Genomic DNA, 11018 nt, shown 5'->3' on the forward strand with positions numbered 1-11018 from the left:
CCGTACGACCGTGCGCGAGGCGCCCGGTCGACCGGCTGGTGGGCCCAGGACCTGCTGCTCCGGATGTCCCCCGCGCCGCTGGCCTCGGCCTCTCCTGCAACGGCCTTCGCCCGCCGTCGGTTGACGTGCCGGTCAGCTCGCGGTGCGCCGGATCCGTCCGGCGTACCGCTTCTCCAGTTCCAGGTTGCCCTCGAAGCCGCCGGGCACGTTGGCCGACACGTAGACCGGGGGGCGGTCGCCGGAGGCGAGGAGGAGGCCGGCCGCCTCGGCCACCGCCATCTGCACGAGCATGACCCCGGTCAGCGTGGACAGCGCGCAGACCGCCCCGCCGCCCGGGAGTCCGAAGAGGGCGTCGCCGCGCGGGGCCGCGTTGTCCAGGACCACGTCGGCCAGGTCGGCGAGCTTCCTGCCGCTGGGGTGACCGGCGGGGACCGCCCTGGTGTGGGCGAGGGAGGTGAGGGCGAGAACGCGGTGGCCGTGTTCCCTGGCGTGCAGGGCCATCTCCACGATCACGTTGTTCACCCCGGAGTTGGAGATGATGACGAAGAGGTCCTGGGGGTGCGGGGCGGCGAGGTCGTAGAGACGGGCGGCGACGCCGGACTCGCGTTCCAGGAGCGGGTCGTCGAGGACGCTCGGGGACGCGCCGCCGTAGTGGACGAGGTCGGCGATGCCGATCCGGTTGGTGGGCACGAACCCGCCCGCGCGGCCGGCGATCTCGAGGACCATCGCCTGGGAGTGTCCGGTACCGAAGGCCTGGACGACGCCGTCGGCGCGGACGCAGTCGGCGATCAGTCCGGCGGCCCTGGTCACGTCGGCGCGCGCGGACTCGGTGAGGCGGTGGAGGGCGGCGAGGCCCTCGCGCGCGAAGCGTTCGGCGGTCACCGGCTCGGTCCCGGACTCGTTGGCGGACTCGACGGACACGTACGCACTCCCCACTGCCGGGAACAACCGGGACGACCGAGGTGGGCCACCGGGACGAAGGCCGACCGCTGAGTGAGCCATCCCGGATCAACCTCTGCCGGTGAATCAACACATCAGGCACACCGTATGCGGCACAATGGCGCCCCGTCGCGGTCCTGGTGCTCAACTGACGCCGTATAGGCGGCTGTTACCTTCAGTGCATGCCCTCGACCGACGTCACCACACTCATCCGGACCGAGCTGCCGCGCCTGGCCGGCTCCCTGCGGAAGGTCGGCGAGCTGATCCTGGCGGATCCGGCCGCCGTCACCCGCTGTTCGGCCGCGGAGCTGGGCCGCCGCACCGGCACCTCCCAGGCGACCGTGACCCGTTTCTGCCAGGCCGTCGGCCTCGACTCCTACCAGCACCTGCTGATCGCGCTGGCGCAGGAGCGGGGCCGCGGCGAGGTCTCCGCCTGGGGCACGGCCGAGATCGGTCCGGACATCTCCCCGGACGACAGCCTGGAGCGGGTGGTGAAGGTGGTCGGCGCCGCGGATCTGCGGGCCGTCCAGCAGACCCTGGACCGGATCGACCTGGACGCGGTCGAGCGGGCCGCGCAGGCCATGGCGCGGGCCCGCAGGATCGACGTCTACGGCGTGGGCGGCAGCGGCGCGGTGGCGCAGGAGACGGAGACCCGGCTGTTCCGGATCGGCTGTTCGGTGCGCGGCTGGACCGAGGTGCACGCCGCCGCCACCTCGGCCGCCCTGCTCACCCCCGCCGACGTCGCGATCGGCATCTCCCACTCCGGGGCGACCCGTGAGACGACCGAGCCGTTCGAGACGGCCAAGGAGCGCGGCGCGACGACGATCGCCCTCACCGCCGATCCGCGTTCGCCGCTCGCCCGCGCCGCCGACATCCGGCTCATCTCCTCCACCTCGGAGACGAGCTTTCCCACCGGCGTCATCGGCGCCCGCCACTCGGTCCTGGTCCTCATCGACTGCCTGTACGTGCGGGTCGCCCAGCTCTCCTACCAACGGGCCAGCGCCTCACTGGCGTTGACCGACCACATCGCGGGCCTGCACGCGGTGAAGTCCCGGCGGTCGCGCTGAACCCCCCGCTACGGCACGGTCCTGCCGGGCAGGGTTGTGCGGGAGCGAGGCCGGCGCCCCGGTCGTCCAGGGGCGCGGCGGTCACGGTGCCTTTGCCGGTCAGCGGCCGGCGGCGAGCAGCTGCGCGAGCGCCACGGCGCCCGCCCGGCCGTCCGTCACCGGGGTGATCACGAGGTCGAGGTGGGCGAGCCGTTCGGTGAGCGGGGTCAGCAACGGGCCGTCGGGGGCGACCAGTCCGCCCGTGACGACCAGGGCCTCACCCGGGCGCGGCCCCAACGCGGCGACCGTCCCGGCGAGATGAGCGGCGGCTTCCTGGAGGACGGCCCTTGCGACCGCGTCCTTTGCCGCCGCCCGCGGTACCAGGGGGGCGAGGTCGGCCAGCCGTACCGGCGGGCGGTCCATCACGGCCGGCAGGAGACGGGCGCGGTAGGCGGCCCGCGGGGCGGGCGCCCAGGTCCTGCCGTCGGCCGCGGGCGCCCAGGAGTCGCTCCCGCCCGGTGGCAGCACGCTCGCCGGAATTCCCAGGGCCCGCCCGACCGCCGCCGTCAGTGCCGTCGGTTCCCCCCTACCGTCCGCCGCCCGCAAAGCCGCCCGTACCGCCTCGCGCCCGATCCAGTAGCCCCCGCCGTCGTCCCCGAGCAGCCAGCCGTCACCGCCGGAGGTGGCGACCAGCACGCGCCCGGCGATCCGGGCGGCGACCGCGCCGGTGCCGGCCACCAGGGCGATTCCGTCCGCCGGCCGCCCGGGCGCGCCGGCGAAAGCCGCCTCGATGTCGCTGCAGACCTCGACCGCCGCGGCGCCGATGCCCAGTTGGGTCAGCGCGGCGGTGAGAGCGGCCCGCGCCCGCACCCGGCCGGGCTCCTCCTCGGGAGCCCGGGCGGCCCCCGCGAAACCGCCGACGACAGCGGCGACCCGCGCGCGCTCCGCCTCCGGGACGGCCGACGCGACCGCCTCGGCCAGGTGATCGGCGAGTTCCGGCCCCGGGACGGTCAGCGCGTTGCCCGGCCCGGCCACGCCCTCCCCGAGGGTGCGCCCGTCACCGGCGTCCGCGAGGACGGCACGGGTCCGGGAGCCGCCGGCGTCGAGCCCGACAACCCGCCTCGGTCCCGAGCCCGGCACCCGGTTCAGCTCACTGTTCATTGCCGCCCATGGTGGTCGGCCCATTCGCGTCAGCCAAGGTCCGCGGAGTGTCCGAGGCCCGAGCAACACCCCCCCCGCCGCGGCTGGTCTCACGCGACGGCGTCCCGGATCGTTCATTCACACCTGCCCGCGTCGCCCGTCAGGGCGCACTGCGAGCCCGTGGCTCCGGCGCGGTGAGGATGTGAGGATCCGCACTCCCTACGGCATTGCGTCGGCCGCGCCGACGCGCAAGAGTGTTCCAACCGCCGTGCCCAACCGGCGAGTTACTTCCGTCGACCGCCGCACACGGTGGCCCGGGCGAAGAGGAAGAGAAGCGCGTGAGCCGCATATCGGTCCGGGGGATCGCGGTGGTGTCGGCCACCGCGGTCACCGCTGTGGGAAGTGTCGTCGGTGTCGCCTCGGGCAGCAGCGCGCAGAACAACGACGCGGAGGCGACGGCGCCCGACGCCACCCTCCTCGCGGACCTCCCCGCGGGGCAGCAGGCACAGGTGCAGACGGCGTCGCTGACGCAGCAGGCCGACGCCATGGCCGTGCAGGCGGACGCGAGCGCCAGGAAGGACGCCGAGCAGAGCGCGCGGGCGGCGGCGGCCAAGGCCGCGAAGGCCAAGCAGGCCGCGGCCAAGGAGCGCGCGGCGGCCAAGGCCGCGGCCGGTGACCCCGCCGCCAGCTTTCCGGTGCAGAGCTCCTACACCGTGGCGCAGATCAAGGCCATCGCCGCGCAGATCGTCGGGAGCGGCCAGTTCCAGTGCTTCAGCAACATCGTGGATCACGAGTCCACCTGGAACTACCTCGCGGTCAACCCCTCCTCCGGCGCCTACGGCCTCGTCCAGGCCCTGCCCGGCAACAAGATGGCCTCCGTCGCCTCCGACTGGCAGACCAACCCGGCCACGCAGATCAAGTGGGGCCTCAACTACATGAACACCACCTACGGCAGCCCCTGCCAGGCCTGGGCGTTCTGGCAGGTGCACCACGCCTACTGAGCACCGGCGGTCACGTCGTGCCCGGTGCCCCGGGTAAGCCCCTGGGTCTCTGCCCCCTCCGTCGCCGGCGACCACAGTCCGGCCTGCCCCGTGGCCCGCGCCGGACGTGACCGGCCGGTGGTCGCGGGCCGCGTGCTGGAGGCCGACCGGGCAGGTCCGGGTGACCGCGCCGTTCGCCGAGGTCACGGTGGTAGTTCCACACCGTGACCTGGCGCAGGACCGGGACACGCGGACCCGACGCGCGGTCGGATCCCCGGCAGAATCAGGCTAGGGCTGTGACTCGGCGGACCGGCCCGGTCGCCGGGTGAATCGTCGCAGTCCCCGGCGGGTGGGACTGAGAGGCGTGTCCTCGGGGGCGGCCGGCCCCTGGCCCGCGGTCACCGCCGGTGCCGTGGCCGCGGCCGGTACGGGCCTGTTGCCCCGTTCGAGCCGGCTCCGGACGGCCTGGGCCATGGCCTGGTGGGCCGGTTCCAGCAGGAAGCCCTCCGCGGCCAGGTGTTCCCACATGTGCAGCAGTTCCTGCCCCCGGGTGGCCACCTGGCCGTCGTCCGTCAGCCGCTGCCAGGCCGCGGTGGCGCGGGCCACCTCGGGTGCGGCCCGGGTCAGGTCGGTCCGGCAGCGGATGCGAGCGACGGTCAGCGCGAGGACGGTGGAGACCATGTAGTCGCCGCGCTGATACGCGAGGTACGCCTCGATCGCCCGTGCCTCCAGGGAGAGTTCGTCCTCCGCGCCCCTGCGCAGCGTGAGGTGCTCCCGCAGCGCGCTGGCGAGGACCGCCGCGGCGTGCAGCTCCCCGCGCTGCGCGTGCTGGATGATGCGCTCGACGCGGGCGAGCGGCGGGAACGCCTCCTCCTCCGCGGCGGTACGCTCGCGCCCGGGCGGCAGGTCCTCCTCCTCGGCGATGGTGCGGCTGGAGCCGTCGGGGTAGACCCGCAGGCGTGCCACCTGCATCACGGTGCGGTCGATGACGGTGGCCGCCACCGGGGCCCGCAGGGTGCGGGCGAACATGGCGATCGCGTCGAGGATCGCCTCGTTGGGGGGTCGCGTGCCGCCCATCTCCAGCAGATGGCCGTTGACCACCGTCGACCCGTCCTCGGCCACATAGGCGTCGAGCCGGACCAGCGGCGGTGCGCTCAGCGCGGGCAGGTTCCCCTCGTCACGAGGGGTCAGTGAGGAGGTCATCCGCTCAGACTCCGGGTCGGACGACACCGACGATGGGCATGGAGGCGGCCGGGGCGATCGTGACCGTGCGTCCGGGCCGCGGAGCGTGCACGATCCGCCCGCCCCCTATGTACATGCCCACGTGTGTGGCGTCGTAGTAGATGATCAGGTCTCCGGGCTGTACGGAGGCCAGGCTGACCCGGGTCAGTCCCTGCCACTGCGCCTGCGAGGTGCGGGGTATGGGGTGCCCGGCCGCCGCCCACGCGGTGGAGGTCAGTCCCGAGCAGTCGTACGACGAGGGGCCCACGGCACCCCACACGTACGGTTTGCCGATCTGCGCCAACGCGAAGCCGACGGCCTTCGCCGCCGCTCCGCTCGCCTTCGTCGGGCCGGCGCCCGAGCCGGTCTGGCCGCCGGAACTGAGGCCCGTCCACTTGGACTTGGCCTCCTGTGCCTCCTTCTCCTCCAACTGGGCCAGTTTGCGGGTCTGTTCCTTCTTGAGGCCCGCTTCGATCCGTTCGGCCGCGGCGATCCGCTGCTCGATCTTCCGTTTCGCGTCCGCCTTGTCCGCGCGGGTGTTCTTCAGCTCCCGCAGCTTCTCGGCGGCGGCGTCCGTCTGCCGGCTCAGCTGTGCGCGGGTACTTTGCTGCCTCTCGGACACGGTGACCAGGTCGCGCAGGGCCTGGCGGGCCTGGGACGCGTCGTCCAGGGCGTGCTCGGGATGGTCGCCGAGCAGCAACTGGATACCCGTGGAGTCGAGATTGCCCCCGCGGTACTGCGTACGGGCGGCCGCACCCGCGAGGTCGCGCAGATCGTCCAGCCTGTCCTCGGTGCGGGCCAGGTCCTTGTGAAGCGACGCCAGCCGCTTCTCCTGCTCGGCCGCCTTCACGCCGGCGGCGTCGTACGCCTCGGTGGCCACCTCCGCCTGGCGGTAGAGGCCGTTCAACTCGTCGTGGATGTCCTCGATCGACTGGTCGTTCCGCGGATCGGGTTCGCCCGGGGTCGCGTAACTCGGGCCGGGTAACAGGGTGATCGCGCAGACGAAGACTGCTGTGGCGGCTCGGCTCCGCAACCGTCTGCCGCGAGTCGACACGTTCATCGGCTCCATCTTCAGTGAACTGTTCGAGTCTCGAACACACTACCCCGCCGCACCCGGACCGCCCCTGCTTCCCCCGGCGTGTCAACCTGCCCGCACGCCCCTCGTCCACGGCAGGACGGCGGGGCAGAAGACACCACTGCGCCACCGATTGCCCGTTTCTCTCCCACCCGGCCGAGGCCGAACTTTTGCCGTGCGCAGCCGTCCGGCCGACCGCTTCCCTCGGAAACGGACAGCTCGGCCAGGAGAACGGACATCATGAAGTGCCCTCGATTCCGCCTCCGTTGCACTGGAAGCCGCCCGTTGGCGGCGCGCGCTCACGGGTTCCGCGTCGGCCGTGCGCGAGGCCTCGTCGGCCGTCGAGGCCGAACGGCGGGTGCATCCCGGTGCCCACGCCGGGCGCGGTCGGCGCGACCGTGCCCGGTGTGGCGTCCGGCTAGCCGCACGTCAGTGTCGGTGTCCCCCAGTCGCCGTGGTCGTTGCCGTTGCCGTCGCCGGCGTCGCCGACCCTGAGGTCGAGCACCTGGGCGCCGCTGACGTCCACGTCGATCGGGACCGCAGCCTGTCTGCCACGGATCGTCGGTGTGGTCACCAGGGTCTTGCCGTCGGCGATCACGGAGAACGTCACCGTACCCGCCCCGCCGGTCTCGTCGTCGACACCGACCTCGGCCGTCAGCCGGGAGCAGGTTCCGGCGAGGTAGAGCTGGACGTCACTGACCGAGTTGGTGCCAAGGCCCTTGGCGTGCCCGACGCCGGCGATGGTGATCGCACGGCCGTCCCCGGCGGCCTGTTCGCCGACGCTGGTGTCACGCTCCACCGGGCCCCACCCGTTGGTGGACGACAGGAACGGCAGGTCGCTCACCGCGCTCTTGCCGGCCGGCGGGACCGGCGGGATCCCGCCGACGATGCGCTCGTCGCCGCCGGTGGCCCGCCGTCCGCTCTGCACGTAGTCCACGGTGGCGGTGAGCGCCGAGGCGGACGGCAGGGTCCCGTCCGGCGGCTGGACCCTCCAGGTGAAGGTGGCCGAGCCGCCCGGTCGCACGCGCGGGACCGCGGTGGGGCTGGTGGCGGTCACGGTCCAGCCGTCGGGTGCGGAGAGCGAGGCCGTCAGGCGGGAGGCGGACGGGCGGTCCTTCGGCACCCGCAGCGTCGCCGAGGCCGTGAAGGCATGGGCGGGCTGGGCGGTGTCCGGCGCGTCCAGGGTGACGTCCGCTCCCGGACGCTTCGGCATGGCGTACTTCGCGAAGTCGTAGCGGGGGCTGTCGTTCTGGGCGACGCGCAGGGACGAGGCGTAGCTGCCGTAGTCGGTCAGCGAGACCTTGCCGAGCCCGCCGGTGCTGCCGTCCAGGTTCCACACCGCGATGGCGATGCTGTTGTGGCCGTTGGGGTCGAGGATGCCGTCCGGCACGGGGAAGGTGTGCTGTGGGCCGAGGTAGTTGACGTAGTTGCCGACCTGCCAGCCGTTCACGAAGATCGTGGCGCGGTACTTGCGGGACGGGTCGTCGGTGAACGTCAGCCCGAGCGAGGTGTCCTGGCCGTGCGGAAGGTCCAGCTCGGCGTCGGTGCGGTACCAGGAGACACCGGGGCGGGTGTCGGTGTCCGGCAGGGACACCTGGGTCCACTTCCGGTCCGGGTAGCCCGGCAGGGACCAGCCGGCCCGCTCGCCGTACAGGCCGCCCGTGGAGAGCGGGCCGCGCACCGTGTCCTGCAGTTCCTCGCCGCCCCGCACGCCCTGCACCCGCCAGGTGACGGAGGTCAGCGGCGCTCCGAGGAGGGAGGCGCTGGTCAGGCCGCGCGCGGTCTTGTTGGCGTTGGTGGAGTTGTAGTCCTCCTCGTGTCCCATGTTCACGGTGAGCACGGAGAGGACGTTGTCGCCCGACGACTTCAGCGAGCCGGACGGGAAGGCGAAGTCGGCGCTGCCGGTGGTGGAGCTGCCCAGGAAGGTGCCGTTGAGCCAGGCGGAGAAGGCCTGCGCGCCTCCCCCGGAGTCCGAGACCAGGTGGACGCCCGTCTCCTTGCCGGTGGTGCGGAAGCGGCCGCGGTACCAGGTGTTGCCGGTGTGGAAGCCGTAGTCGTCCGCGTAGAGCACCGGCGGCGAGTCGCTGCCGGAGACGCTGTTGGTGGTCGTCTTGTCGGCCACCTGCCAGCTGGTGTCGTCGAAGCCGGGGGCCGACTCGGGGGATTCCTCGGCGTGTTTCCAATTCGTCAGTGCCGGCAGGTGGATCGCGGCGGCCACGGGAACGGTGCCGGTGCGGCTCGCCCCTTCGGTGCGCCAGCCGCGCACCGCCCTGCCGTTCCAGGTGACGCGGTCGGCGGAGGTGAACACCTCGATGTTCTTGTCGTCGGCGTTGTCGCCGGTGAGGGCCACGGTGCGGCCGCCGTCCAGGCTGGTGGCCGTCCGCAGCAGGTGGGTGCCGCGCACGAGCACCGGGCCGGTCGCGGTGTCCTGGCGCCAGAAGGTCTCCGCCGTGGCCTTGTCGCCGACGAGCAGCAGGAGCGGGCGTTTCCCGTCGGCGTTGACGCTGACGCGGATCAGGCCCTTGTGCGGGTAGTTCAGCCGCAGGTCCCCGGTGGACGCGTCCCAGGTGGTCGTGACCGTGCCGCCGGTGGCGGTGACGGTGGGCTCGGAGGCGTAGCGCAGGACGGTCTCGCCGTCGCTGCCCGCGTCCCCGTAGAGCACGGCGACGTCCCGGTCCGCGATCGTCGCGCTCGTCATGATCTCCGACGTGGAGTACTGCAACTGCGCGTCCCCGAGCCGGTAGTTCGCCACGATGACGTGCGAGTCGCGGCCGTCGAGGGTGATCGCGGTGCCGGGCTGCTGGGGCACGACCGGGTAGGTCGGCTGCTGCGCGGCGTCGGCCGTCGGCACGTCGATGGCGTCGACGGCCACGTAGTTGTCCGTCGACGCGGGGCTGTGGGTTCCGGCGACGACGATCTTCAGGGTGTGCGCACCCGGTGCCAGGCCGGTCTTCTGGAAGAGCACCGCCTGGTTCTCGCCGCCGGAGTCGTCGACCGTCGCCGCCTTGGTGCCGTCGAGGTAGACGTCCGCGTAGCCGTGGTTGTTCGTCTTCGAGCCGATCCAGCGGATCGCGGTGCCGTCGAAGGGGACGGTCAGCGAGTCACCGGCCTTGTTCGAGAACGACTCGGTGTGCTTGTAGTCGCCGCCGGTGTAGCTGGTGTTGGCCACGTGCGACCACGAACCGGCGTACTGCAACGCGGAGTCGGGGTCGTCCCAGGTGTAGGTGGTGTCCGCGGCGGGCTGGGCGTTGAAGTCGAGCGAGATGTGGGTCTTGTCGACCGCGGTGGACGTGGAGTCGCCGTGCCGCAGGACGTGGAACTGCGTCCCGGTGTCGGGGTTCATCCGGGCGGTGTCCACGACCGCGGAGTCGTCCGGCGGGGTGGCCCTGATCGCCTCGGTCTTGGTCAGCGGGGCGACCGACTGGGTGAAGTACCCGATCAGTTTGTCCTCGTAGTACTTCGGATCGAGCTGGCGGGTCTCCCGGATCGCGGCCCCGTAGTCGTACGACGTGTAGTTCTCCGGCATGCCCAGCCAGCCCCAGTTGGTGCCGCCGTAGGTCATGTAGAAGCTCTGCGCGGTGGTGCCGACGGCGATGTTCTGCTTGTAGAACACGTCGGCGAACTGGTCGTTGATCAGCTGGGCGCACTTGTCGTAGCCCGGCCCGCCCCAGGGGTCGAAGGCGCCGCCCTGGAACTCCGGCGAGTACAGCGGCTTTCCGGCCGGGTGGTCGTAGCTGATGTCGGGGACACCGTTCCACTTCGAGGGGTTGGAGCAGTCGAAGCCCTGCGGGTAGGAGTCGGGGCCGTCGACGTCCAGGGCGCCGGTGCCGGAGTTGAAGGTGCCGTTGTTGTTGCCGGTCAGCGGTACCGTGATGCCGTCGGCGCGGGCCTTGTCCTCCAGGTGCTGGAGGTAGGAGCGGCCGGCGGCCGAGCCGTTGTAGTACTCGTTCTCGACCTGGTAGGCGATGACCGAGCCGGTGCCGTTGGTCAGTTGGTGGCGGGCGATGATCCGGTCGATCTGCGTCAGCCATTCGTCCGCGTACTTCAGGAACCGCGGGTCGTCGCTGCGGTTGTCGCCGGCCTTGGTGGTCAGCCAGCCGGGCAGGCCGCCGCTGTCGACCTCGGCGTTGATGTACGGCGCCGGGCGGGCGATGACGTAGAGACCGGCCTCCTGGGCCATGTCGAGGAGCTTGTCGACGTCCCGTACCCCGGTGAAGTCGTACACGCCCGGCTTGGGCGAGTGGTATCCCCAGTCGAAGTACAGCGAGGTGGAGTTGAAGCCGGCGGCCCTCATCTTCTGGAAGATGTCGCGCCACAGGTCCGGGCTCGGCAGCCGGAAGTAGTGGAACTCACCGGACCACAGGTAGGTGCGCCTGCCGTCGACGAGGAACGAGTAGCCGTCCAGACTCACGGTGTGCGGCTGCGGGGCGGTGGCCGCGGCGGCGGGGGCCCGCGCACCGACGTCCCGCGCCGCGGCGGCGGGCGTGATCATGCCCGTGGCCAGGGCGATGGTCGCGGCCGCCGCGAGGACGGGCCACCACCGGCGCCAACGGGGTCTTGCGGGCTCTGAACCGATCCGATCACTCCGCACCACGGCCTCCAGACCGACTGAGTAAT

7 protein-coding genes are annotated in these 11018 nt (G+C 72.3%); 2 read left to right on the forward strand and 5 right to left on the reverse strand.

Features of this window, described 5'->3' with window-relative positions; translation table 11 throughout:
* Positions 1-132: 132 nt before the first annotated feature.
* Entirely contained in the window at positions 133-921 is a 789-nt protein-coding gene (locus AB0P24_RS13475; protein WP_365793367.1) for an SIS domain-containing protein, read from the reverse strand.
* A gap of 200 nt (positions 922-1121) precedes the next feature.
* Here AB0P24_RS13475 and AB0P24_RS13480 point away from each other — a divergent pair, with 200 nt between their 5' ends.
* Complete coding sequence (locus AB0P24_RS13480) at positions 1122-2006, forward strand: MurR/RpiR family transcriptional regulator (protein WP_365793369.1); 885 nt, start codon at positions 1122-1124, stop codon at positions 2004-2006.
* A gap of 99 nt (positions 2007-2105) precedes the next feature.
* Here the strand turns inward: AB0P24_RS13480 and AB0P24_RS13485 are convergent, their stop codons facing one another.
* Positions 2106-3146: a BadF/BadG/BcrA/BcrD ATPase family protein gene (locus AB0P24_RS13485; RefSeq protein WP_365793371.1), complete on the reverse strand. Its 1041-nt coding sequence runs from the start codon at positions 3144-3146 to the stop codon at positions 2106-2108.
* A gap of 317 nt (positions 3147-3463) precedes the next feature.
* Between AB0P24_RS13485 and AB0P24_RS13490 the strand changes: the two genes are divergently transcribed.
* A complete protein-coding gene (locus tag AB0P24_RS13490; RefSeq protein ID WP_365793373.1) occupies positions 3464-4126 on the forward strand; it encodes a transglycosylase SLT domain-containing protein in 663 nt (220 codons plus the stop codon).
* Positions 4127-4393: 267 nt separating this feature from the next.
* Here AB0P24_RS13490 and AB0P24_RS13495 read toward each other — a convergent pair whose 3' ends face one another.
* The 3 genes from AB0P24_RS13495 to AB0P24_RS13505 form a co-directional block, all read right to left on the reverse strand.
* Positions 4394-5308: a hypothetical protein gene (locus AB0P24_RS13495; protein WP_365793375.1), complete on the reverse strand. Its 915-nt coding sequence runs from the start codon at positions 5306-5308 to the stop codon at positions 4394-4396.
* 4 nt (positions 5309-5312) lie between these two features.
* Positions 5313-6386, reverse strand: a complete 1074-nt coding sequence (locus tag AB0P24_RS13500; protein ID WP_365793377.1) for an NlpC/P60 family protein — start codon at positions 6384-6386, stop codon at positions 5313-5315.
* Between the two features lie 433 nt (positions 6387-6819).
* The gene (locus tag AB0P24_RS13505; RefSeq protein ID WP_365793379.1) at positions 6820-10992 is read right to left on the reverse strand and encodes a beta-galactosidase; all 4173 of its coding nucleotides are present in this window, start codon (positions 10990-10992) and stop codon (positions 6820-6822) included.
* Positions 10993-11018 lie beyond the last annotated feature (26 nt).

Origin of the sequence: Streptomyces sp. NPDC086519 (assembly GCF_040686075.1) — a bacterium.
In the GTDB taxonomy this organism is placed as follows: Bacteria; Actinomycetota; Actinomycetes; order Streptomycetales; family Streptomycetaceae; genus Streptomyces; species Streptomyces shenzhenensis.

Excerpts from the sequence above, each read along its gene's own strand:
- AB0P24_RS13500 (WP_365793377.1), bottom strand. The coding sequence starts at position 6,386 with ATGAACGTGTCGACTCGCGGCAGACGGTTGCGGAGCCGAGCCGCCACA.
- AB0P24_RS13480 (WP_365793369.1), top strand. The coding sequence starts at position 1,122 with ATGCCCTCGACCGACGTCACCACACTCATCCGGACCGAGCTGCCGCGC.
- AB0P24_RS13485 (WP_365793371.1), bottom strand. The coding sequence starts at position 3,146 with ATGAACAGTGAGCTGAACCGGGTGCCGGGCTCGGGACCGAGGCGGGTT.
- AB0P24_RS13495 (WP_365793375.1), bottom strand. The coding sequence starts at position 5,308 with ATGACCTCCTCACTGACCCCTCGTGACGAGGGGAACCTGCCCGCGCTG.